Below are 23,375 nucleotides of genomic sequence, written 5' to 3' on the forward strand. Positions count from 1 at the left end.
TTTCCGCTGTTTCTTATGCATGATTCTTACCCGGAGGTCTGTTTTTTGTAACCTGAGCCGGCCGATCCGGAAAAAGAAAAAAAACCGCCCTTTTCAGGACGGTTTTTTTCCATGTGCTATCTCCATAAGTGTTTGCCGAATTTCAGCAGCCGATAAAGCATTTTTAATTTTTTAAGCATCTGTTAATTTCCTCTATCACTCCGAATCAATAGTTCCATTAAAATTCTACCATAACGGGTACTTTTTCTCTAATATCAAATAATAGAGATATTGAATTGTATATCTTTAGAAATCTCCGTTACATCCGCCCTTTTTTCTTTTATAATGTAAATATTGAACAAAATCCCTATATTTCATGTAAAAGGAGTTTTATAATGTATTGTCCTCAATGCGGCCATCAAACGGATGGCGGAAAGTTTTGTGAAAAGTGCGGGGCGCCCCAGCCCGGACAGGGAGGCGCAGGCCAAATGCAGGGCCAGGCAGCGCAAGCCGGGGCCGCCGCTAAACAGGCTTCAAAGCAATTTGCCTTATTCGTGCTTGATGTTTTAAAGAAACCGTATCAGACATGTAAAACGACAGGCGGCGAACAGCTTGTCAGCAGTATTATCAACATGGTGCTTTTCTGCCTGGTGACGCCGATTATGCTGTATATTCTTTTATCAGACGGCTTTCGTGACGTCAGTTTTACCGCGGTTGTGATCAAACCGGCGCTTACCTTTGCATTATGCGTTTTCTGCTTATATCTTTTGATTTTTATCGCTTTAAAAGCAGGCGGCGCGCAGGTGCCGTTTAAAGATTCGCTGTCCAGATTCGGAGCATTTTTGATTCCGTTTACAGCTATTTTGCTTCTCGCACTCATTTTTATGCTGCTGCACACAACCGTTTGCTTTACCATTCTGGCCGTCGGTCTTTTAGGAGCGGCGTTTGCCGTGCCCCCGCTCATGCTGGCGAGCTATCAGCATCAGCTTACGGCTAAGGCGGATATCACTTATTTTGTTATCATCATCTATTTGATCATTTGCGTAACCTTTCAATTCACGATCAAGCATTATATAAAAGAACTCATGAATTATTTTTTCTTTTAAAAACGGAAACCCCCGCTGCCTGAGTGGCGCGGGGATTTTTTTATTGAATGGATGATAAATAAATTCTTCCGTCTTTCACAACGCCGCCATACGTCCAATTATATGTTCTGAGCTTTGGACTGCCGCCGGCTTTCGTAATATAAAACTCCTCGTACGTATGAATCGTCAGACGGGAACCGTTCTGCGAAAAGCTTTTTACATTTACTTCATTAAATACTTCTGTCGTTCCCTCGCTGTACAGTTTTTTGACCAGTTTCTGCTGATCAGCATACAAAGGGCTTCCCTCTTCTAAATTACCCGCCATGATGGCAAAATTGTTAAGACTGACAGCACTTGATTGGTTTGTCAGATAATCAACCATAAACGATGTGACTTGTTCATTTGTAAGGCTGCCTGAAGCTGTGTTTCCTTTGGATGATGCCCATGCGGATGTGTAGGTCTTCGGCTGGTCGTTTTTTATTTTTTTTACATTTGTCCCAGAAGAATCTGAGGCTGGATCAGCTTTTTCAAAAACCCATTTTTTATGTTTTGTATCATATGAGAGTACATAATGATAGCTCGGTTCCGACTCTTCCATATCTGGTTTCGTATTCCCGTCGAAATACGCCGACTGATGGAGCTCTTTACCTGTAACGGTTACTTGCCAGCGGCCGTTCTCTTGAGAAATCGCAAATGAATCAAGATCAAAGCTTGTCTCTTTATACTGATCTTTCAAAAAAGTGCCGGAACTCTTCATGCCGGAAACTACTTCTTTCGTCTGCTCTTTCCACGCTGAACCGGCCTCGGTCATCTGATCAGTATTCCCGTCTGCCATGGCTTTCGTATACTGCTTCGTTGTTTTGACAATCGTGTCCATGATTGTTTTTTGTGTATCTTGACCCGGGATAAGCGTTAATTCCATATCAGTACTGTTGATCGGAACATCGGCGGTTTTCGTTTCCCCCCAAGGAAAATCAGCCTCCACGGCTGCCGTCATGGAACCGTCAGTTAAGAGCGGGCCGTATGTAACCGATGTAAAAGGATCTTTATGAACGGACTTGCCGTTTATCAGCAGATCGCCTTTCACGTTTTTGAAGCTGTCTGCCGGAGTAAACGTCACATCCTCGGCATCCAGCGGCAGGTTAAACTCAACATTCCGGCTGCCGGCTGCCTCCGCCTCTCGCTTTTTGACAACGTCAACCGTATCATTTTTCAGCTTGGCTTCCGCCGTATAGACACCCGGTGCGTACGGGCCGAATGTTTGGGTTTCATCGGCTTTTTTGACCGTGCCTGTTTTCTCGCTGTTGATATAAAGATCGGCGCCTTTATAATTGCTTGTGATGCGGAAATAAACCGGATCTACTTTCAGCTCGTAATGGTCAAACAAGAGAAGGGTTTTTCCCTCCTTTTTGACGTATACGGCATCTTTTTCCGACGAATCGCCGCGAAGCGATGCCAGCAGTTCATCGTGTTTCTTTGCGTATGCAAGGAGCGGTTTGACATTGGTCTCATTCAGCTTCAGTTTTTTGTCTGAAGGAGTGAGAAGGGCAGCGAGCTTTTTCGTGTCCCCGTCATGAACCGCCTGTTCGAATTGATCCGTGAGCCTTTTTTCCGATGTCAGCCAGGCTCCGGTTTTATATGCGGCAATCAATAAGATCAGCGCTGCAGCGATGCCTCCCCATAGGAAGAGCGTTTTTTTAGGGATGGGCTTTCTCGGCTGTGATGCAGGTTCAGCCGCTTTTTCAGCCGCCTGTCGGCTTCCTTTCCCGATCGGCTTTCCGCATTCTTTACAGAAACGCGCCTCTTCATTGTTCTGCTGGCCGCAATACTTACAAAAAAACATGACTTTCCTCCTATTCAATCTGCAAAACTTGTATAACTTTTCCTATGTTTCATATTTTATAATAAAGTAGAATGATTTTGGAGTTATTTTGAAAAAATAGCTGTCGATCACAATGAAGGAGGAGAAACAGACATGCAAAAATTGAGCATCCGAAAAGCCGCAGAGCCGGATGAAGCGCTGTATGAATTATTACTGCTGGCCGATCCGTCGAGGGAGATTGTCGATGATTATCTTACAAGAGGCGAATGCTATACGGCTTGGGCATCAGACGAGCTTGCAGGGGTTTATGTCTTATTGCAAACAAGGCCTAAGACTATAGAAATCGTAAACATCGCAGTAAAAGAATCGCTGCAGAACAGGGGATTTGGAAAGCTTCTGGTGCGGGATGCCATTGAAAAAGCAAGACAATCGGGAGCTGACACGATTGAAATCGGCACTGGAAATTCGAGTATTCATCAGCTGTCACTCTATCAAAAATGCGGATTCCGCATTCAGGCTGTCGACCATGATTTTTTTATCAGGCATTATGATGAAGACATTTTTGAAAACGGCATTCAATGCCGGGATATGATAAGGCTTTATTTGGACTTATGATAAAAAGGGGCGCCGGCTGATATCGGCGCCCCTTCGTATAAAGTTCAGACAGATTGATCCGCTTGTTTCTCTGTATTTCTTTGACTCCCTTGCCTGACTGATAAAATAGCAAAAACGAGCATAAGGGTCAGTCCGACCGCTGCGTAAACATAGTCCGCATTCATCAACAGCAGAAGCCCTGTGTAGACAGCGGCCGACAGCGGTTCTCCCATTTTTACAATTGAAAAAATCAGTGCAAAGACTCTTCCGAAATATGCGGTCGGAACCGTCTTTTGGAAATACAGCACCGTTTGCACATCAATATACGAGATAATGATGCCAAGCACCAGGAAGATGATGCACTCAAACCCATGAAGGGGAAAAAACAGCAGCATAATGAGCAGCCCCGATGCCGTTAACGTCCGCGGGTACAGCCGGTTCAAGCGTTTTGTATTCCATTTGAAAAATACGGCCAGATTGCCCAAAAGCATTCCCGCCTGAAACATTGAATACATGACGGCAAACCATACAGAATAGTTCTGCTGAAAACGCTCCACAGCAAGAATCGGCCCCATTACTGAAATGAAACCGGCAATGACGAGGTTCACGACGAAAAAGTATCCGACCGATGTCATCCATGCCGTATTTCCTTTCAGCATTCTGTATCCGGCTTTTAGATCTTCAGCGCCGTTGCTTTTTTCACCGGGCTGTTCTGAAATACGAATGAATGTGATCAATACCGCGGAGATAAAAAAAGCAGTTCCGTTTATGGCAAACAGAAGTCCGAACGGAATAGCCGCAATCATGATACCGCTGATCAATTTTCCGACAATGAGTCCGATCAAGTCACTCGTATTGATCAGAGATGTCGCCTGATCAAGATGCTGTTTGCGGACGAGCAGCGGAATGATGGCGACTTTCGCCGGAGCAAACAGCATTGATTGCAGTGATAAACAAAATGCGCACACCCCGGCAATCCACACGGTTAATAAATCGTTCGCGCTGAGCACCGCCAAGAGGATCATAATGACGGCCCGGCCCGTGTTGCACAAATACAAGATCGACTTTTTTCGGAATAAATCAATCAGCGGTCCCGCCAGCACTCCGAATGTCAAGGGCACTAGTTCGATAAAAGAGATAACACCGACAAGAATTTTGCTGCCGGTCAATTCTAATACTAACAGCGGCAGGGCAATGAGCCAGACACCGTCCGCTGCTGAAGAAAACACCTGGGCACACCAAAGCTTTGCATAGTTCGGTGTTCGATACGTCATATCAGGCCCTTTTTTCATCCTCATCAGAAACACCGCCGAACCATTCCAGCGTTCTCCATGATTCACGTCTTTTTGTATAATCCTTTTCCATCACCTCAAATACAATGCCGGTATCTTGATTCCGATAAAGCTCCTGCAAAGTATCGGCAGCCCGTCTGAGCAGCTCTTCAGCGATTGTCCCTTCACTCGGATGGCGGCCCTCAAAGCAGCGGACATCGCCATGCGGGAACGCCAGCTGGCGAAATGAGCTGAAGTGATAATGCTTAATGCTCTCTTTTATCGAAAGAAACTGAAAGAAATCCGGGTATCTCAGCTGGTCATTTCTGAACATAAGCGCTGAAGATAAGTGAGTCTGATAGGTAATCGCCCAGTGGCACAGATCCCACGTAATACCGACATGCTTCAGATCCAGCTGAACCAGTTCTGTAAAATCTTCAGGGTAGATGAAAATCGGATCAAAATCCTCTCCCAGATTCCCGATGATCGGAAGGTTTTCCACACCGATCCAAATGTCCGTTCCTTTCAGCTGCTCATCAAACTCTGCGAAAAATTCAACGATTTTTTTACGGTTGCCCTCCAGGTCATAGACTTGAAATTCTTCAACCGTCATAAATTGATTCGCATGGACTGTTATGCCTTTGGCGCCGTATTTAACAGCAAGCTCCGCAAAGTGATAAAGCTGTTTTTTAATTTGTTCTTCATGCACATAATCGGCGTGATCTGTCGGGAAATGCAGCGTCAATAATGAAGGATCAAGCTGTTTTGCATATTCCAGCGTCTGATTGAATGTTTTGCTGTAATCCGCTTCCTCAAAGGAACGGCCGTCAAAAATATTCGCTTCCAGACCGTATCCCGCTTCCACCCATTTTTCATCGATTTGCTTCGGATCAAGTCCGAAAAACGGAATTTGAGCAATCATAATACAGTCACCATGTCCCTCTCACAAGCATAAACGCTTCCGCAGCGGAAAAACCCGATTTTGCTCCCCACACATGGGCATTATGTTCTATCGCCTGCAAAGAACGGGGATGAGGGAAGTCTCTGAGCTCCGAGCCGTAACACGCCATTGATTTCAATTTCGTTTCAAGCTCGTCTTCAATATTAACGAAGAAATTGGCATGAAACTGATCCTTCTGACAATAATTCCATTCCGTCGAAGACAATGTTTCATAGGCAAAAACCCGTTTTACCGTATGGCCGGGAAGCGGACGGGTTGCCGTCATGACCGCTCTGAATACGACGGAGTGGTCAATATTAATATCACCCCCGTACTGGGTATACACAATGTCAGGCTGAAAACGGCTGATTTGTTTCTCCGCTTCCTTCACGACATCCAGCAAATCCATTGAATCCATTCTGTTATCAGGAAGGTTCAATCTGACAAAATCATGGATGCCCAGAGTGCTGAGCGCCTGTTCCGTTTCTTGATGAGAATGCTCCATAACGGACTCTTCCGGCTTTTCATAATCGGTTTTTCTTGATGACTTGCCTTCCGCCATAATGACCGCCGACACGCTGTCACCCTGGCGGACATGTTTGGCGAGCGTGCCGCCGACGCCGATAATTTCATCGTCGGGATGCGCTGCAAATACCATTACTTTCATCATATTGCCCTCCTTTGACTAACATTTCGGCTGTATCCGCACCGCAGTTCATCAGCATATCAAGCACGGAGAGGTGAGGGATATGCTCCCCGAATAATTGAGGATAGCCAAAATGTCTGATCTGCTGATACTCAATGACAATTCCGTTTCTTTCAAAATCGCTTTCTATTAAATAGTCGGAACCCTGACTGCCTGAATAATAACGGTCCGCCCCAAGCTCCTGACAAAGCGCTAAAACAAAATCGCTTTTTTTCCCCTTCCGGCATTCAAGCTCTGAAACATAACACATCGGCGTTTCAATACGGAGCTCTTTTCGGAAAAATTCAATAATGTGCATATTCAAATCATGGAGATATTCCCACTCCCGCTGATAGACATCCTGAAAAAAATGCTGGTAGCGCTCAAAATAGGGGGCTTTCGCATAGTTCATTTTAATTGCCATCCAATGTTTTTTCTGCCAATCCTGTGTCTGATCGATTTTCATATTCCGAAGCTCTATGTCTTTATACTGTTTCATCTGCAAAGGCACCGTCAGCCATCTGGGGCCTTGCGGCGTTTTGATTCTGTTGCGGTTGAGAAATCCTTTTTTTTCAAATTGAGCTGTGTCATGAATGGCAAACAGATCCGACTTATACATTTTTTCAAAAAAACCGTACCATGGCAGATAACTGGATTGATGGCCGCTTATTGTTTTCATTCCGTTTTCGCAAAAAGTCGGCATTGTTTTTCTTCAGCTCCCCAATATCGTTTCGGTCTCGCGATTTCTTTACTGTGTGAATAGCCAAAATCAGCCCATTGAAGCTTGCGGCAAATGGCGAATTGCAGGGCGTCACGCATCAATAAGTAAGAGGCCTGCGCTTTTTTTCCCGCCGGGCTGTTTACATTCTGCCAATAATAGAAATGGGAGCGGTCATAGAGAAAAATACTGCTGCTGATCAGCGTTTCCTCCTGATATGCCCCTATCCAAAACATCCGGTCCGCAAATAGGTCAAGCAGCTTTTGGAAAAAACCTTCACTCAGGACATAAGCCGCGCCGATTGCCGCCGTATGTTCTTTGTAGAGTTCATAAAACGCTCCAAGTTCTTTTCGCCCGATCAGACGGGTGACCGTGTTCTCTTTTTCAGCGTATCTGACTGCCGTCCGGGCTTTTCCGGAAATGCCCGTCCAAAGTTCGTCAAACGTGTCCGGAAGCGTAAGGATCTGTGTCGCCTTCTCCGTCCACACTTCTCCGCTTTCTTCTGTAAAAGAAGTCTGACCGTACGGAATCAGCATCCGGGATATGTTCCGGCCGAATATGGCCTTGATTTCACTTTGAAGCCATGCAAATGAGATGGGGCGATCTGAAATAACGCCGCCGTATCCGATCATATTGCCGGATAATACGCCCTTCTGTTCAAAAAGCGGAAGATAGATTACTTGTCCTCCGTCCGTTGTCAGTCTGACAGGGTGAAATGACGTGCCGGGAAGCTCTTCCATGAGGATTCCCCAATCATAGCTTTGAAACAATCCCGCCTGATACATGTCAGCGGCCCGATCCCATGCCTCGCGGGTCGTGCATACTGCTGTTTTTTGCATAGTTATCACCACTATTCAGTCTTATTCTTTTGTTCACAATATGATAAAACGGATTCGGCTATATATCTGATTTGCTCTTGGCGCAGAGGCGGTTTAAACGGCAGAGAAAGAACTCTTTTCCAAAGCGGATCTTCCTCTCCATCTCCCGCATATGTTTCATAAATCGGAATACGTTCGAGAGGAAGATAGTTCCAGCATGTTTGGATGCCTCTTTCAGCTAAATAAACGGAACACCCGTACCGCTCTTCATCCCGGGGAAATACGATCGTTAAATAATTCAGATGTTCCCCTTCTTGAGGCTGGATCATTCTTATGCCGTATGTCTCTTCCGCCTTTGCAAAGATTTCTCCTGCCGCCTCCACGTTTTGGAATGAAGCTGTTACAAGCTGATCCATACGTGAAAGCTGATCGTCAATTATGGCTTCCCTTGCCGGATGCATGCGCAGCACCGGTACAACAGCCGGTTTATCCGGCAGAGCTTCGAGCTTTGTGGCTTTCATGGAAGGCATCACGCCCGCTTTTCTATAAATATATGAAACGGGATGATGCCGTTTCCGCTTCATAACAGCTTGTATTCTTTGATTTCTGATATAGAAGCGATAGTCAGCCGTCACTTGGCTGCGCCGTTCCATCGGGGGATTTGCGTTTTGCCGCAGCAATTCTTTCGGCGCAATTAACGCACCGCCTCCGATACTCGCAAGCGGCTTTGACGGACCAAAGCTTAAAACGCCGAAATCACCCAGACCGCCAGCAAATGTATCCGCTTGTTTTGTAAACATGGCTTGAGCGGCATCATCAATGACAACAATTCCATTTTCCTTCGCCCAGTCAATGATTGCGGTGTTTTCTCTCCGGCCGTATACATGCGTGAGGATAATCGCACACGTCTGCCGCGTCGCTTTTTTTTTGACATCCTCGAACGATAAGGAAAGGTGCTTATCCAGCTGCGCAAAAACAGGCGTCGCACCGGATTGCAGCACGGCATCAATGACATTCGGGCAGCTGAAGGATGAGAAAATCACTTCTTTTCCCCGCCCGGCTCCCGAATAAGTTAATGCGAGCACCAGTGCCGCACTCCCGCTGGAGGTCAGCACAACCCCTTTTTCGTAACGTTTTTCCAGTTTTTCAGTCAGTCCGCTTTGTTCAGCCGTAAGCAAGTGTTTCACTGCGCGCAGACGGCTCCTGACTGACAACTGACCCGGATAAATTGGATATTTGACCTCTTCCGGGTTTTTAGGAAAGTGAAAGTTTGTGCTTTTGTCTTTCATTTTTAATGATCTCCAGGCCTTCATTCAGACTTACTTTCGGAGAATATCCGAGCAGACGTTTCGCCTTCTCGATTGATGGCGCCCGTTTAAAAATCTCGATGTCTTTTCCTCTTACGCCGTCTTCACCGAGCTTCTTAAACAGATAGTTATCCTTCTCTCTGCCTGAGAGCACATTGACTTTCTCAGCCAGTTCTTTTATCGTGATCGGCTGGTCGTTCCCGATATTGAAGTCTTCAAAGACGGCTCCTTCATGAACGAGCGCGAGATAAGTTCCGTTGACGATATCACTGATATAGCTGAAGCAGCGTATTTGTCCGCCGTCTCCGTAAAGAGGCAGCTCTGACCCATTCTCGGCCAGGCTGAAAAACTTGTTTATGACAAAATCCTCGCGCTGTTTCGGCCCGTATACGTTAAAGTACCGGACGACCCGAATATGAAGTTTATCGGAAGCTTGTTCTCTTAAATATTCCTCTGATTGCAGTTTGGCTTTTCCGTAAGCCGATTTCGGAAGCTTTCTGCTCGTCTCGGTATAAGGAAAATCAGGTGAATCTCCGAATACTTCTGAGCTCGATGAGAAAAGAAGCGTGCTGATTCCCAATTCACCGCATACCTCAGCGACGTTTTTCGTTCCTTCAAAATTGACCCGTATGACGTCTTCTTCATTGCTTCGGCAGCTGTCCACTCCGACCATTGCCGCCAAATGGACAACCGCATCCGCTCCCCGCAGTGATTCGCGCAGCGACGTCCGGTCAAGGATATCCGTGTGGCGGTATTCAGTGTCAAAAGCCGGCTTCTTTTGGTCTGCAATAATGGTGTGATACCCTTTGGTCTGTAATAATGCCGCCAGTTCGCTTCCGATAAAACCGGCCCCTCCGATAATCGCAATATTCTTCATGATCCAACCTCCTGGCTGATAGTCAAAACTTCTTTTATAGACTTGACAATATAGCTGCAATCCTCATCTGATAATTGGCTGTAAAGAGGCAGTGATACGATCTCCCGGAAAACACGTTCAGTTACCGGAAGCTCAGCAGGAAAATGTTTTTTATAGTAAGGATGCATATGCACGGGAATAAAGTGCACGCTCAGCCCGATTTGTTTTTCTTTCATTTTCTCAATAAACAGATCTCTGTCCATGCCGCCGTTTTCTCGAATCCGTAAAATAAATAAATGCCATGAGTGCGCTATGCCGTTTGGAATGTCAGAAAGCGGAAGCGCCGCTTTGTCAGATTGGCCTGACAGTTCACGTACATAAAATTGAGCGATCTGTTCCCGTTTTTCTTGAATTTCGTTTGCGCGTTTCAATTGAACCAGACCGAGTGCGGCCTGAATATCCGTCATATTATATTTAAAACCCGGCAGTAAAACGTCGTATCTCCAGCTGCCTTTTTCACCGTACCGGTTCCAGGCATTTTTTGTGATGCCGTGCCAGCCGTACAGCCTCGCTCTTTCTGCGGCCTGTTCGTCTTTCATGACGAGGGCTCCGCCTTCCCCCGTTGTAATATTTTTGGTAGCGTAAAAGCTGAAGCACACCGCATCGCCGTGGGTGCCGATCATACTTCCGTTATATTTTGTACCGAGCGCATGAGCGGCGTCTTCAATCAGGTATAAACCGTGTTCTTTACAAATGGACTGCAAGTTTTCCAGACCAGCCGGATAGCCGGCAAAATGAACCGCAATTACCGCTTTTGTGCGCGGCGTTATTTTCTTCCTGACATCTTCAGGATCTGCACACAGATTTTTCTCGCATATATCCGCAAACACAGGAACGGCTCCGGCGTGCAGGATGACATTGACACTGGAACAGAACGTGAAGCTCGGCACGATGACTTCATCGCCTTCTCCCACACTGAGCGCCAATAAAGCCATGTGTAATGCAGCGGTTCCTGAATTACAGCTGATGACGTGTTCGGCTCCTATAAACTCTCCCAGCTTTTTTTCAAAATCTATTACCTTCGGGCCTTTCGAAATCCATCCCGATTGAATTGTTTCGGTGACGCTTGCGATTTCTTCGTTTGTCATATCAGGTCTGTGAAAAGAGATAAATCGATTACTAATGACCGTTCCCTCCTATAAAGTGACAACTCTGCAATTGTCGGCTGATTTTTCCCTGCATACATTTCTTGTGTCAAAGATAATCGGTGAGGCATCCTTCAAAATACTGTAGTCAATCACATCGTGATCTGTATGAATGATGATGACGTCGTATTGATTGATTTGTTCTTTTGTGAAAGGGACAGATTGTTTGCGGCTTCCGTCATTCAAGCTGATCTTGCTGATAAACGGATCATGATAATCAATCGCGCATCCCTTGTCCATCAATTCTTCCATTATCGTAAACACTGAGGATTCACGCGGATCATTTGTATTTTTTTTATAGGCGGCTCCTATTATTAAAATGCTGCATTTGTCTTTGCCCGCCAGTTTCAGGGCATATTCAGAGACAGAAATCGGCATGTTAGAATTGATTTCGTCCGCCAGATCAATTAATTTTGTCTGCAGCCCTTTTTCATTCGCAATCCATTTGAAGTAAAAAGGATCAATCGGGATACAATGGCCCCCGACTCCGGGGCCCGGGATAAATTTTTGAAAGCCGAACGGCTTCGTGTCCGCCGCGCAGATGACTTCCCATATATCAATGTCGAGTTCACGGCAATTAAGCGCCATTTCATTGATGAGAGCTATATTGACATAACGATAGGTATTCTCTAGGAGTTTAGCTGTTTCAGCTACTTCGGGTGAGGTGACCGGGTGAATGCTGGTAACGATGGTGCTGTAAAACGCTGAGGCGAGTTCTGTGCAAGTCTGTGTAATCCCGCCGACTACTTTAGGAATATCTGATACTTCATATTGACTGTTGCCCGGATCGATTCTTTCCGGTGAATAAGCCGTAAAAAAGTCTGTTCCTATTTCCATGCGGCGGCTTGATGTCATTCTTTCGGCAATCTTTTTTTTAGTTGTTCCAGGGTAGGTGGTGCTTTCTAAAATTAAAAGCTGATGCTGTCTTCCATAAGCGATCATGCTGTCAACTGCACTGTCGATGTAGGATAAATCGGGGATCTTGTCTTTTTTGTTCAGGGGTGTCGGCACACATATCACAATGATGTCACATTTTTGGATAAGCGACATGTCGGCACTGACTTGAAATCGTTTTGTTTGTAAAGCAGAGTTCAGTCTGTCGTCCTCTATATCTTGAATATGGCTGCTTCCGGCGGCTAACAAGGAAACCTTTTCACTGTTTTTGTCGAATCCGATAACATTGTATCCTTTATCAACACATTCCAGTGCAAGAGGAAATCCCACATATCCCATGCCTAACACGCCTACAATCGCCTGCTTCGTTTCAATCAGATGTAACAGCCGTTTTTGACCAAGGTTGCTGGCTTCTTTTGTGACAGTATTCATTTTTCGCCCCCTAATAGATAGAAAAGAGTATCGTTTTTTACAATTTAATACAAATATCGATCGATATCGCAATTATAACAAAAGTTAAAATTTGTTGAATGGGTTTTATATCCTTTTATAAATTAGGTATTATATATTTATTTTTCTTTTATTCATAAAATAAAATCCTGTTAAATGGTACATATTTGGTAACAAGTGAGAAAATCTCCCCTAATTGAAAGAATAAACAGAAAACAATAAAAAAAACAGGCCGCAGCCTGTTTTTTTTATTCTTTCATAGCCTCCGTTACAGCTCCGGTAACGAGTGCTCCCGCTTTCTCTAATCGTTCTTTGCTGATATGTTTCATATTATCATTCTCGGTGTGATACCAGGGCCCCGGCTCATGTGTATCTGGGCTGAGCCAAATCCAGTTAGCCGACGGAATTCCCGCTTCATAAAAAGAGACGTGGTCTGAGTAACCGAGCTGAATCAGGCTTGGCTTGACCAGCCGGGATTGTTCAGCCGCTTTTTCAGCATACCGGACACTCGGATTTTCCCTGCCGTCAGGAGTGGTGACACACATTTGGCTCGCTTCTTTCCAGTCAGTCGCAATCATATCGGCATTAAAATTGGCCTGGCTGTGCTTTCTTTCCTCTTTCGTGAGTGTACTGACGTAATAAGATGAACCCGCAGACCATAATTCTTCTGCACCGAACAGGATAAAACGGATTTCTTTATCTTTCGGTATGTGTGTAAACTGCTTGCTTATTTCCAGAACGGCAGATGTGCCTGAGGCGTTATCGTCCGCTCCGGGCGCTCCTTTTACGCTGTCATAATGCGCTGTGACATAAATAATATCAGCATCAGAAGGATTGGCCTGTGCCGATTTGCGAGTTCCTATGATATTTTGTGAGGTTCGGTTTTTATAATTTTTAAACTGAATGACTGCCTGCTTTTCCTGCAGCAATGCTTCACCGTCTTCTTTTTTCATACCCGCCGCTGGTATTGTTATTCCTTTCCCGCTGTGCGGGCGGACAGCAAGCGGTTTTGTTGCCTGATTATAAATAATGACTGCTTTGGCTCCCGCTTGTTCGGCATGCTTTATCTTTTGCGAAACGGGGATCTTCCCCTCACGGATTACTGCAATCTTTCCTTTGGCTCCCGTTACGTCATCGCGTAATCCGAGGCCGCCGTCAAAGATCCCGCCCTCTATTCTCAGCTCTTTTTCAACAGCGGATTGATCAGCGGAGCGGAGCGGGAATTCATGGTCTCCTGCTGTGACTGAACCTGAAAAATACTTTTTCAATTGAAATGTCTGTACTTGGACAGCGGCGCCTTGAGCCCTCAGGCGATTCGATATGTATTCAGCCGCTTCCTTTTCTTTCGCAGTTCCCGTTTCCCTCGGTCCGATGGTTTCACTCAGAGCATGCATGGTGTCCAATGCCTCGTCAGCATCAAAAACCGGCGCCTTCACTGTTGAATGAGCATCGGTTTCGGACAGCGGTCCGGCAGACGCGCCCCATATAACACTTGCTGCCACCGCGGCTGACATAAATGAAAATTTCATCAAAATCCCTCCTCTTATTACACCTCTTCCTTTCGATTGATGGACAATGATTCCTTTAAAAAGGAAAAAAATGAACATTATTGACCAAATGAAAATGATGAAAAAGGAGGGAAAAGTGCGAAGGCATAAAAAAAAGCCGGGAGAATATCTCCCGGCATTCTTTCATTACTTATTCAAGTTATAGAAAGAGTTGATACCGTGGTATTGAGCAGTTTCAGCCAACTGATCTTCGATGCGAAGAAGCTGGTTGTATTTCGCAACACGGTCCGTACGTGACGGAGCACCTGTTTTGATTTGTCCTGCGTTTGTTGCCACAGCGATGTCAGCGATTGTGCTGTCTTCAGTTTCACCAGAACGGTGAGAGATAACGGCAGTGTAGCCCGCGCGTTTCGCCATTTCGATCGCATCGAATGTTTCAGTCAATGTACCGATTTGGTTTACTTTGATCAGGATAGAGTTGCCTACGCCGTTTTTGATACCTTCAGCAAGCTTTTTCGTGTTTGTAACGAAAAGGTCGTCACCGACAAGCTGAACTTTTTTGCCAAGACGCTCTGTAAGAAGTTTATGTCCTTCCCAGTCATTTTCGTCAAGTCCGTCTTCGATAGAGATGATTGGGTATTTAGAAACCATTTCTTCATACCAGTCAACCATTTCAGCAGATGTTTTCACAACGCCTTCGCCAGACAGATGGTATTTGCCGTCTTCTTTGTTGTAGAACTCAGAAGATGCAGCATCCATAGCAAGTTTCACTTCTTCGCCAGGTTTGAAGCCGGCTTTTTCGATTGCTTCAACGATTGTTTGAAGCGCTTCTTCGTTAGAACCAAGGTTCGGAGCGAATCCGCCTTCGTCACCTACAGCTGTGTTCATTCCTTTAGCAGAAAGAACTGATTTCAGGCTGTGGAAGATTTGAGCGCCCATGCGAAGCGCTTCACGGAAGTTAGGCGCACCTACAGGCATAATCATGAATTCTTGAATGTCTACGTTGTTGTCAGCATGCTCTCCGCCGTTTACGATGTTCATCATCGGTACAGGAAGCGTTTTTGAGTTGAAGCCTCCAAGGTACTGATAAAGAGGAATCTGTAAGAAATCAGCAGCAGCGCGCGCACAAGCCATAGATACGCCAAGGATTGCGTTCGCACCGAGTTTGCCTTTGTTTTCAGTTCCGTCAAGCTCGATTAAAAGCTGATCGATTGCGTTTTGTTCTGTTACGTCAAAGCCGAGAAGCTCTGGAGAAATGATTTCGTTTACGTTGTTAACAGCAGTTAACACGCCTTTTCCAAGGTAACGGTCTTTGTCGCCGTCACGAAGCTCAACCGCTTCGTATTCACCTGTAGAAGCTCCGCTTGGCACTAATGCGCGGCCAAAAGCTCCTGTTTCTGTATATACTTCAACTTCAACTGTCGGGTTGCCGCGGGAGTCAAGGACTTCGCGTGCATAAACATCAACAATGTATGGCATGAGTTTGTCTCTCCTTTTGATTTACGCTTATTTTTGAATTAGAGATGTTCCGGTCATTTCTTTCGGTTTTTCAACACCGAGAAGGTCTAATAACGTTGGTGCGAGGTCGCCTAGGATTCCGCCTTCGCGCAGCGTCACGCCTTCTTTCGTCACAATGACAGGGACTGGGTTTGTCGTATGGGCAGTGTGCGGTTCGCCTGTTTCTGTAATCAGAATGTCTGCATTACCGTGATCAGCGGTAATGATGGCGTGGCCGCCTTTAGCGATGATGGCGTCAACCACTTCGCCTAAGCATTCGTCCACTGCTTCAATTGCTTTAATTGTCGGTTCGACCATTCCGGAGTGGCCGACCATGTCAGGGTTTGCAAAGTTCAGGATGATCGCGTCGTGCTTGTCAGCCGCGATTTCTTTTACAAGAGCATCCTTCACTTCATACGCGCTCATTTCAGGCTTCAGGTCATATGTCGCGACCTTCGGCGAGTTAATGAGGATGCGCTCTTCGCCCGGGAATTCTTCTTCGCGGCCGCCGCTCATAAAGAACGTAACGTGCGGATACTTTTCAGTTTCCGCAATACGAAGCTGTTTTAACCCGTGCTGTGCTAATACTTCACCGACCGTATTATCAAGGTTTACCGGTTTAAAAGCCACATATCCGTCAACAGATTCACTGAAGTGAGTCAGGCAGACGAAATACAGGTTTTTCGGATGATTTTCACCGCGGTCGAAATCGCGGAAATCTTTGTTGGTAAACGTGTTCGAAATCTGAATGGCGCGGTCAGGTCTGAAATTATAGAAAATCACAGAATCGCCGTCATGAATTTTCGCAACAGGTTCGCCGTTTTCTTTTGTGATGACGGACGGAATGACGAATTCATCATGAATGCCGTTCGCATAAGAATCATCCACTACATCCATCGCGCTCTTGTAAGACGGGCCTTCGCCGTAAGCCATTGCGCGGTACGCTTTTTCCACACGGTCCCAGCGTTTGTCGCGGTCCATGGAGTAGTAGCGTCCGGAAATGCTGGCGATTTCGCCGACACCGATTTCTTCGATTTGCTCATTCAGCTGCTGAATGTAAGTTTTCGCTGTTTGCGGACCTACATCGCGGCCGTCGAGGAAACCGTGAATATACACCTTCGTCAGCCCTTCACTTTTCGCAAGCTTTAACAGCGCGAATAAATGATTGATATGACTGTGTACGCCTCCGTCAGAAAGAAGACCGAACAGGTGCAGCGCTTTGTCGTTGTCCTTCGCGTTTTTGATGGCGTCAAGGAACGTTTGATTGCGTTCGAATTCACCTTCGCGGATGGCAACGTTCACGCGTGTTAAGCTTTGGTACACAATACGTCCGGCGCCGATATTCAAATGTCCGACTTCAGAGTTCCCCATCTGTCCTTCAGGCAGTCCGACTGCTTCGCCTGATGCCGTCAGCGTCTGATGAGGGTATTGGTTCCAATAACGGTCGAAATTCGGTTTTTTCGCTTGTGCGACTGCGTTTCCGACTGTTTCATTGCGTAATCCGAACCCATCAAGAATGATGAGTGCAGCTGGTTTTTTACTCATATTGACCTTCCTCCAATAATTGAACGAATGACTGCGGTTCAAGGCTTGCGCCGCCGACCAAAGCACCGTCAATATCGGACTCTGCCATATATTCTTTAATATTTGCAGGTTTTACGCTGCCGCCGTATTGAATGCGGAGCTTGTCAGCAGCTTCTTGGCTGAAGCTTTCAGCAACAACTTTGCGGATATGCGCGCAGACGTCGTTTGCATCTTTCGCTGTAGAAGATTTGCCTGTTCCGATTGCCCAGATTGGCTCGTACGCAATAACGGAAGCTGCAACTTGCTCTTCAGAAAGACCCGCAAGACCTTTTTTCACTTGATCGGCAACAAGATCATTTGTTTTTCCGGCTTCGCGCTCTTCAAGCGTTTCACCTACGCAAATGATCGGCACAATGCCGTGTTTGAAAGCGGCATGCGCTTTTTTGTTAACTGTTTCATCAGTTTCAGCGAACATTTCACGGCGCTCAGAGTGGCCGATGACGCAGTAATCCACGCCAAGGTCTTTCAGAGCGACCGGGCTGATTTCGCCTGTGAACGCACCGTTTTCTTCAAAATGCATGTTTTGGGCGCCGACTTTTAAGTCAGTTCCTTTAACAGCAGAAGTCAGCTTTTCTAAGAAAAGAGCTGGTGCGCAAACAACGGCTTCCGCTTTGTCTGCTGCTGGAATGGAATTTTTCACTTCTTCAACGAAGCTGACAGCCTCGCCGAGTGTTTTGTTCATTTTCCAGTTACCGGCTATAATTGGTTTTCTCATCTGTTCCACTTCCTTATAGCAGTTTTTATTTATCGTTCAGCGCAGCTACACCAGGAAGCTCTTTGCCTTCCATGAATTCAAGAGATGCGCCGCCGCCTGTAGAGATATGGCTCATTTTATCAGCAAGGCCGAATTTTTCAACGGCTGCCGCAGAGTCTCCTCCGCCGATGACAGAGTATGTATCTTTCGCCTCTGCCAATGCTTCCGCAACCGCTTTTGTTCCTTGAGCGAACAAGTCGATTTCGAATACGCCCATCGGACCGTTCCACACGACAAGTTTGCTGTTTTTGATAACGTCAGCATACGTTTCGCGTGTTTTCGTACCAATGTCGATTGCTTCTAAATCACTAGGGATTTCAGAGATCGGCACCATTTTTACGTTTGCATCGTTAGAGAAATCGTCTGCAACGAGCACATCTTCAGGCATATAGAATTTCACGCCTTTTTCTTTCGCGCGGTCCATGAATGATTTTGCAAGCTCGATTTTATCTTCTTCAAGCAAAGATTTACCGATTTCGTATCCAAGGGCTTTTACGAATGTGTAAGCAAGACCTCCGCCGATAATCAGGTTGTCCACTTTATCAAGCAGGCTTTCGATTACGCCGATTTTGTCTTTTACTTTCGCACCGCCGATGATCGCCGTAAACGGGCGCTCAGGATTTGTCACGGCTTTGCCGAGAACGTCAAGCTCTTTTTCCATCAGGAATCCTGCAACCGCCGGCAGATGCTCGGCAATTCCGGCTGTAGATGCGTGAGCACGGTGGGCAGCACCGAATGCGTCATTGACATATACATCCGCAAGCTCAGCAAATGCTTTTGCAAGCTCAGGATCATTTTTCTCTTCACCAGGGTAGAAACGTACGTTTTCCAATACAAGAACGTCTCCGTCCTTCATATCGGAAATTTGTGCTTTTACAGCATCTCCGTAAGCTTCATCCGCTTTTTTCACTTCTTTGTCAAGCAGTTCGCCTAAGCGTGCAGCGACAGGAGTTAAACGAAGCTCCTCAACCACTTCACCTTTCGGGCGGCCTAAGTGGCTCGCAAGAAGGACTTTCGCGCCTTGGTCTGCAAGGTGTTTGATTGTTGGAAGCGCAGCACGGATACGAGTATCGTCTGTTACTTCCCCGTCTTTCATTGGAACGTTAAAGTCAACGCGGCAGAATACGACTTTGCCTTTTACGTCGATGTCTTTTACTGTTTTCTTATTCATGCCTTAGGAGATCCTCCTTCAAAATGGTTTACATAGCACGAAAAACGTGAAACGTGAAACCGCCTCATGATGCTTCCGCCGCGGGGCAGATTGCAGCTTCTCGGCACGGGGCAGATCGTCTTCTGAGCCAGGGCAGGCGGCCCCGAAAACGAAAGTGCCGCGGAAACTGCAAAACGCGGACGTCCTGCAGCAATCCGGCGCTTTCTGAAAGCCGGTCCTCATGGAAAAAGGGAAAGGGAGTCCGTCCCCTTCCCTTGTCCGCTTTCATTATAGCGTTTCTGTCCGAAAGAACCAAGTCCGGCCCTTTCCGGGAGCTATGAATTAAAGACCTTGTTTTGCGATGTAAGCTGCAAGGTCAACAACGCGGTTAGAGTAGCCGCTTTCGTTATCGTACCAAGAGATTACTTTTACCATGCTGCCTTCCATAACCATTGTAGAAAGAGCATCGATTGTAGAAGAGTTAGCATTGCCGTTGTAGTCTCCGGATACTAATGGCTCTTCGCTGTAGCCAAGGATTCCTTTAAGGTCGCCTTCAGCCGCTTCTTTAAGAGCTGCGTTTACGTCTTCAGCCGTTACGTCTTTGTTCAGTTCAGCAACTAAGTCAACAAGAGAAACGTTTGGAGTCGGCACACGCATAGCTCCGCCGTTCAGTTTGCCTTTCAGTTCAGGAAGAACGAGGGAAACTGCTTTAGCAGCACCAGTTGATGTAGGAATGATGTTTTCAGCTGCTGCACGCGCACGACGGTAGTCTTTGTGCGGAAGATCAAGAATTTGCTGATCGTTTGTGTAAGAGTGAACAGTTGTCATCATACCGCGTTTGATGCCGAATTTGTCGTTAAGTACTTTTGCAAACGGCGCAAGGCAGTTTGTTGTGCAAGATGCGTTAGAGATAACATGGTGGTTAGCCGCATCGTATTTGTCTTCGTTAACACCCATAACGATTGTGATATCTTCTTCGTTAGCAGGTGCAGAGATGATAACTTTTTTCGCGCCAGCTTCTAAATGTTTCGCAGCGTCTGCGCGTTTTGTGAAGAAACCAGTAGATTCAACTACGATTTCAACGCCTTGTTTGCCCCAGCTGAGTTTCGCAGGATCGCGCTCAGCAGAAACTTCGATTGTTTTGCCGTTAACAACAAGGTTGCTGCCGTCAACTTTAACTTCTGCGTCTAATTTTCCGTGTACGGAATCATATTGTAAAAGATGAGCAAGCATGTTAGCGTCTGTTAAATCGTTAACCGCTACTACCTCAACTTCAGGATTGTTTAATGCTGCGCGGAATACGTTGCGTCCAATACGACCAAAACCGTTAATACCGACTTTTACTGCCATGATTGTTTCCTCCTTTAAATAAGTGAGAGATATTTATATTGAGGGACTGTTATCCCTTAATAACTTCTTTGCGGCTCCTTCGTCCGTGACGAGAACCGTGTTTCGCTGCTTTTTAAAATAAGCTTCAATTGCTTCCGCTTTTGATGATCCGCCCGCTACCGCGATAATGTCGGGAATGGCGCCGAGGTCATCGAGCTGCATTCCGACTGAATGCACCTTGTGAACGACTTCTCCGTCCGCATTAAAGTAGTAGCCGAATGCCTCTGTCACCGCGTGATTGTCATCTATTTTCTTCAAATCTTCCAAAGGCGTGTTTCTTCGCTCCGCCATTGTTCTAGCTTCGCCGATTCCGTGAATGAGCATACTCGCTGATTTAATCGTGTGAAGCACCTCTTTTACGGAAGGCTCTTCAATAATAGATGAGTAGGCGCCTTGTGACAGCTGTCCGGGAACAAACAAAAGCCGGTAAGTGCCTGAAGCTTTTTCCGCCATATGCGCGCATATGGTGTTCGCCTGATTTTTGACGTTTTCGCCTAAACCGCCTCTTGCAGGCACAAACAGGAGCTCGCGGTTTTTTGAATCCGGCGTCATCATATCGGCGACAGCTTCAATTGTCGTACCGCCGGTTACAGCGACGATATTTTTGCCTGAAAATCTCTTTTTCATACATGCGACGGCCGCTCTCCCTAATTCTTTTTTGACCCAAGGAGATTGGTCGCTGTCTCCGGAAACGATAATGGCGTCTTTCAGATTAAGACGTTCCTTTAATGTCTTTTCCAAAAGCGTCAATCCTAAAACATCCTTCATCGTATCTTCCAGAATCGAAAGCAGTGAATAGCCCTCTTCCGTCAGTGTCATGCCGTTTGTTTTTATATCGATGAGATTCTGTTCTTTCAAAAACTGAACCTCGCTTCTGAGAACGCGCTCGGTCAATCCGAGACTGGCTGCAAGGCTTCTGCGGCCGATCGGTTCAGTAAGCCTGATATACTGCAAGATTTCAAATCTTTTCTGCATCACAAGCAAAAGATCAGGCAATAATTTTTTTTGAGCTTGTATTAACTGGTTCATGACTCAAACGTTCCTTCCTATTCATACTGGACAGAAAATGTCCCGCTATGACAAAAAACGTCCCATCATAGCCAAAAAAAATTATGTCTGCTTTCTTTAATTATTTTAACAGGGTGACATTGTTAATTCAACTGTTAAAGGTCAATTCCTCGACATTCTTCGCAACATTTACCAGTATCTCCTTGATACAGTCATTATATACAGAAACGGAATGAAGGTGACAGACAAAAGCCCGCCGGAGCGGGCTTTTGTCGTAAAACGCTTTCATTTTATCCAGAGTTGTTCTATTTCTTCTAGTGATTTATTTTTCGTCTCAGGACAGATCGTCACGACGAACAAGAAACAGAGAACATTAATGACGGCGAATATCCAGAAGGTGTACGCGAGACCTAAGCCGCTGATCATCATCGGCACAAACTGGCCGATCGCCCAATTCGCCCCCCATAAGAATATTGTCGCAATACCGGCGGCGCGTGCACGGAGGTGATTCGGGAAGATTTCTGAAATCATGATCCACGTAATCGGCCCCACTGAAACGCAGAAAGCGGCGACGAATCCCAATATAATGACGACTAAAGCCGTCCCGCTCGCCAGATGAAAATAAAAGGATGCCCCGATTAAGATCATGAACAGCGCCATAAAGGCAGATCCGACCCCCATCAGCTTTTTCCGGCCTACTTTATCGACTAAAAGAACCGCGATAACGGTGAAAATCACTTCGACGACACCGACGATGCATGTGGTGACAAACCCCGCATTCTGCCCGAAGCCCATCATTTTAAAGATTTCCGGCCCGTAATACGTAATCGCGTTCATACCGATGACCTGATTGAATAAAGCCAGCAGAATCCCGATCACAAGCGCTTTTCTCAGCCCCGGTTTAAACAGCTGAGATAATGAACCCATTTTTTCTAATTGTAAAGACGTTTCGATTTGTTTGATTTCTTCTTTCGCGGTCTGTTCGCCGTTAATACGCGTCAGCACGGCGAGGGCTTCATTCCGGCGCCCCGCTTTTGCAAGCCAGCGCGGACTTTCCGGCACGAGAAACAGCACGATAAAAAAGATGACGGACGGAATCATTCCGTAAGCGAGCATCCACCGCCAGCCGGTATGCACTCCCCATTCATATGAACCGGATTGCTGGACGGCAAGGTTAATAAAATAAGTGCCGGAGATCCCCAATATCGTAAACAGCTGATACAGTGAAGACAGACTGCCGCGGATGGCCGGCGGAGCGGCTTCGGTAATATAGGTGACAGAAAGCGAGGAGCCCATTCCGATTCCCAGGCCGCCGATAATTCTGGCGATAATTAAGGAAGACACGCTTTGAGAAAGCGCAGAGACAACCGCTGACACCGCAAACAAAAGCGCTGCTGCCATCAGGATCTTTCTCCGTCCGAAACGGTCGCTCAAAAATCCGGAAATACCGACACCGAAAACACCGCCGATCATAATGCTTGAAATCACGAGCCCTTCCATAAAAGGACTTAAGCGGTACAAGTCTTTCAGAAAACCGATCGCGCCGGAAATCACCGCCGTGTCATAACCGTACAAAAGCCCTCCAAGTCCGGCCGCACATGAGATGAGAATGACAAACCACATGGAATGCTGCCGAGTGACTGGTACATGTGAACCAATTGGTGCCGGGTGATTCTTCATGAATTTTACCCTCCCGCGTATAATAGAATAAAAACGCTTACAAATCAGAGTGCCGGCGTTTGGTGTGGCTTTGTTATCTTCGCCGTCACATTTGTACGTACTTATAAAGAATTTTATCTAAAAATAAGGAAAATTAGTACGTACAAATAAAGAATAAGCAGTTTTTCATAATCTGTCAATT

At 46.2% G+C, this 23,375-nt stretch carries 20 protein-coding genes; 2 read left to right on the forward strand and 18 right to left on the reverse strand.

Annotated elements, in window-relative coordinates; all coding sequences use genetic code 11:
* Window positions 1-374 precede the first annotated feature (374 nt).
* Window positions 375-1,085, forward strand: coding sequence for a zinc ribbon domain-containing protein (locus QRX25_RS16440; RefSeq protein ID WP_212099354.1), 711 nt, complete (start codon window positions 375-377; stop codon window positions 1,083-1,085).
* 40 nt (window positions 1,086-1,125) lie between these two features.
* On the opposite strand, the gene QRX25_RS16445 is transcribed toward QRX25_RS16440, so the two are convergent.
* Window positions 1,126-2,907 carry a zinc ribbon domain-containing protein YvbJ gene (locus tag QRX25_RS16445; RefSeq protein ID WP_115996900.1) on the reverse strand — a complete coding sequence of 594 codons (1,782 nt, stop codon included), beginning with the start codon at window positions 2,905-2,907 and terminating at the stop codon, window positions 1,126-1,128.
* 132 nt (window positions 2,908-3,039) lie between these two features.
* Here QRX25_RS16445 and QRX25_RS16450 point away from each other — a divergent pair, with 132 nt between their 5' ends.
* Window positions 3,040-3,501: a GNAT family N-acetyltransferase gene (locus QRX25_RS16450; RefSeq protein WP_115996898.1), complete on the forward strand. Its 462-nt coding sequence runs from the start codon at window positions 3,040-3,042 to the stop codon at window positions 3,499-3,501.
* A 44-nt stretch (window positions 3,502-3,545) separates the two neighbouring features.
* Here QRX25_RS16450 and QRX25_RS16455 read toward each other — a convergent pair whose 3' ends face one another.
* The 17 genes from QRX25_RS16455 to araE form a co-directional block, all read right to left on the reverse strand.
* Window positions 3,546-4,778, reverse strand: coding sequence for an MFS transporter (locus tag QRX25_RS16455; RefSeq protein ID WP_115996896.1), 1,233 nt, complete (start codon window positions 4,776-4,778; stop codon window positions 3,546-3,548).
* On the reverse strand, window positions 4,756-5,673 hold the full coding sequence (locus tag QRX25_RS16460) for a TIM barrel protein (RefSeq protein WP_065982360.1): 918 nt from the start codon (window positions 5,671-5,673) through the stop codon (window positions 4,756-4,758). Before QRX25_RS16460 ends, QRX25_RS16455 begins: the two co-directional genes overlap by 23 nt.
* A gap of 7 nt (window positions 5,674-5,680) precedes the next feature.
* Window positions 5,681-6,358 carry a PIG-L deacetylase family protein gene (locus QRX25_RS16465; protein WP_014471049.1) on the reverse strand — a complete coding sequence of 226 codons (678 nt, stop codon included), beginning with the start codon at window positions 6,356-6,358 and terminating at the stop codon, window positions 5,681-5,683.
* Window positions 6,321-7,079, reverse strand: coding sequence for a WbqC family protein (locus tag QRX25_RS16470; protein WP_212099356.1), 759 nt, complete (start codon window positions 7,077-7,079; stop codon window positions 6,321-6,323). The genes QRX25_RS16465 and QRX25_RS16470 overlap by 38 nt, the downstream gene beginning before the upstream one ends.
* The gene (locus QRX25_RS16475) at window positions 7,052-7,933 is read right to left on the reverse strand and encodes a GNAT family N-acetyltransferase (protein ID WP_212099359.1); all 882 of its coding nucleotides are present in this window, start codon (window positions 7,931-7,933) and stop codon (window positions 7,052-7,054) included. The genes QRX25_RS16470 and QRX25_RS16475 overlap by 28 nt, the downstream gene beginning before the upstream one ends.
* Window positions 7,934-7,944: 11 nt before the next feature.
* Entirely contained in the window at window positions 7,945-9,201 is a 1,257-nt protein-coding gene (locus QRX25_RS16480; protein ID WP_212099362.1) for an aminotransferase class V-fold PLP-dependent enzyme, read from the reverse strand.
* Window positions 9,167-10,096 (reverse strand): NAD-dependent epimerase/dehydratase family protein, encoded by a 930-nt coding sequence (locus QRX25_RS16485; RefSeq protein WP_115996892.1) that lies wholly within the window; start codon window positions 10,094-10,096, stop codon window positions 9,167-9,169. Before QRX25_RS16485 ends, QRX25_RS16480 begins: the two co-directional genes overlap by 35 nt.
* Window positions 10,093-11,223 carry a DegT/DnrJ/EryC1/StrS family aminotransferase gene (locus QRX25_RS16490; protein ID WP_212099365.1) on the reverse strand — a complete coding sequence of 377 codons (1,131 nt, stop codon included), beginning with the start codon at window positions 11,221-11,223 and terminating at the stop codon, window positions 10,093-10,095. Before QRX25_RS16490 ends, QRX25_RS16485 begins: the two co-directional genes overlap by 4 nt.
* 48 nt (window positions 11,224-11,271) lie before the next feature.
* Entirely contained in the window at window positions 11,272-12,606 is a 1,335-nt protein-coding gene (locus tag QRX25_RS16495) for a nucleotide sugar dehydrogenase (protein WP_212099368.1), read from the reverse strand.
* Window positions 12,607-12,872: 266 nt separating this feature from the next.
* Window positions 12,873-14,153 (reverse strand): M28 family peptidase, encoded by a 1,281-nt coding sequence (locus tag QRX25_RS16500; RefSeq protein ID WP_212099371.1) that lies wholly within the window; start codon window positions 14,151-14,153, stop codon window positions 12,873-12,875.
* A gap of 165 nt (window positions 14,154-14,318) precedes the next feature.
* On the reverse strand, window positions 14,319-15,611 hold the full coding sequence (gene eno, locus QRX25_RS16505) for a phosphopyruvate hydratase (protein WP_007409956.1): 1,293 nt from the start codon (window positions 15,609-15,611) through the stop codon (window positions 14,319-14,321).
* Window positions 15,612-15,638: 27 nt separating this feature from the next.
* Window positions 15,639-17,174 carry a 2,3-bisphosphoglycerate-independent phosphoglycerate mutase gene (gene gpmI / locus QRX25_RS16510; RefSeq protein ID WP_045512117.1) on the reverse strand — a complete coding sequence of 512 codons (1,536 nt, stop codon included), beginning with the start codon at window positions 17,172-17,174 and terminating at the stop codon, window positions 15,639-15,641.
* Window positions 17,167-17,928: a triose-phosphate isomerase gene (tpiA, locus tag QRX25_RS16515; RefSeq protein WP_013353661.1), complete on the reverse strand. Its 762-nt coding sequence runs from the start codon at window positions 17,926-17,928 to the stop codon at window positions 17,167-17,169. Before tpiA ends, gpmI begins: the two co-directional genes overlap by 8 nt.
* A 25-nt stretch (window positions 17,929-17,953) precedes the next feature.
* A complete protein-coding gene (locus tag QRX25_RS16520) occupies window positions 17,954-19,138 on the reverse strand; it encodes a phosphoglycerate kinase (protein ID WP_065982367.1) in 1,185 nt (394 codons plus the stop codon).
* Between the two features lie 321 nt (window positions 19,139-19,459).
* On the reverse strand, window positions 19,460-20,467 hold the full coding sequence (gap, locus tag QRX25_RS16525; protein ID WP_003151611.1) for a type I glyceraldehyde-3-phosphate dehydrogenase: 1,008 nt from the start codon (window positions 20,465-20,467) through the stop codon (window positions 19,460-19,462).
* Window positions 20,468-20,500: 33 nt separating this feature from the next.
* Window positions 20,501-21,535 carry a gapA transcriptional regulator CggR gene (gene cggR, locus QRX25_RS16530; RefSeq protein WP_071347583.1) on the reverse strand — a complete coding sequence of 345 codons (1,035 nt, stop codon included), beginning with the start codon at window positions 21,533-21,535 and terminating at the stop codon, window positions 20,501-20,503.
* Window positions 21,536-21,799: 264 nt separating this feature from the next.
* On the reverse strand, window positions 21,800-23,194 hold the full coding sequence (araE, locus tag QRX25_RS16535) for an arabinose-proton symporter AraE (protein ID WP_115996882.1): 1,395 nt from the start codon (window positions 23,192-23,194) through the stop codon (window positions 21,800-21,802).
* Window positions 23,195-23,375: the final 181 nt, after the last annotated feature.

Source organism: Bacillus sp. L381 (assembly GCF_030284525.1).
Taxonomy (GTDB): Bacteria; Bacillota; Bacilli; order Bacillales; family Bacillaceae; genus Bacillus; species Bacillus amyloliquefaciens.

Coding starts and splice junctions, on each gene's coding strand:
- gpmI (WP_045512117.1), bottom strand. CDS start 17,174: ATGAGTAAAAAACCAGCTGCACTCATCATTCTTGATGGGTTCGGATTA.
- QRX25_RS16490 (WP_212099365.1), bottom strand. CDS start 11,223: ATGACAAACGAAGAAATCGCAAGCGTCACCGAAACAATTCAATCGGGA.
- QRX25_RS16465 (WP_014471049.1), bottom strand. CDS start 6,358: ATGAAAGTAATGGTATTTGCAGCGCATCCCGACGATGAAATTATCGGC.
- QRX25_RS16460 (WP_065982360.1), bottom strand. CDS start 5,673: ATGATTGCTCAAATTCCGTTTTTCGGACTTGATCCGAAGCAAATCGAT.
- eno (WP_007409956.1), bottom strand. CDS start 15,611: ATGCCATACATTGTTGATGTTTATGCACGCGAAGTCCTTGACTCCCGC.
- QRX25_RS16500 (WP_212099371.1), bottom strand. CDS start 14,153: ATGAAATTTTCATTTATGTCAGCCGCGGTGGCAGCAAGTGTTATATGG.
- QRX25_RS16520 (WP_065982367.1), bottom strand. CDS start 19,138: ATGAATAAGAAAACAGTAAAAGACATCGACGTAAAAGGCAAAGTCGTA.
- QRX25_RS16485 (WP_115996892.1), bottom strand. CDS start 10,096: ATGAAGAATATTGCGATTATCGGAGGGGCCGGTTTTATCGGAAGCGAA.
- QRX25_RS16475 (WP_212099359.1), bottom strand. CDS start 7,933: ATGCAAAAAACAGCAGTATGCACGACCCGCGAGGCATGGGATCGGGCC.
- tpiA (WP_013353661.1), bottom strand. CDS start 17,928: ATGAGAAAACCAATTATAGCCGGTAACTGGAAAATGAACAAAACACTC.
- QRX25_RS16480 (WP_212099362.1), bottom strand. CDS start 9,201: ATGAAAGACAAAAGCACAAACTTTCACTTTCCTAAAAACCCGGAAGAG.
- QRX25_RS16445 (WP_115996900.1), bottom strand. CDS start 2,907: ATGTTTTTTTGTAAGTATTGCGGCCAGCAGAACAATGAAGAGGCGCGT.
- QRX25_RS16470 (WP_212099356.1), bottom strand. CDS start 7,079: ATGCCGACTTTTTGCGAAAACGGAATGAAAACAATAAGCGGCCATCAA.
- QRX25_RS16455 (WP_115996896.1), bottom strand. CDS start 4,778: ATGAGGATGAAAAAAGGGCCTGATATGACGTATCGAACACCGAACTAT.
- QRX25_RS16440 (WP_212099354.1), top strand. CDS start 375: ATGTATTGTCCTCAATGCGGCCATCAAACGGATGGCGGAAAGTTTTGT.
- QRX25_RS16495 (WP_212099368.1), bottom strand. CDS start 12,606: ATGAATACTGTCACAAAAGAAGCCAGCAACCTTGGTCAAAAACGGCTG.
- gap (WP_003151611.1), bottom strand. CDS start 20,467: ATGGCAGTAAAAGTCGGTATTAACGGTTTTGGTCGTATTGGACGCAAC.
- cggR (WP_071347583.1), bottom strand. CDS start 21,535: ATGAACCAGTTAATACAAGCTCAAAAAAAATTATTGCCTGATCTTTTG.
- araE (WP_115996882.1), bottom strand. CDS start 23,194: ATGAAGAATCACCCGGCACCAATTGGTTCACATGTACCAGTCACTCGG.
- QRX25_RS16450 (WP_115996898.1), top strand. CDS start 3,040: ATGCAAAAATTGAGCATCCGAAAAGCCGCAGAGCCGGATGAAGCGCTG.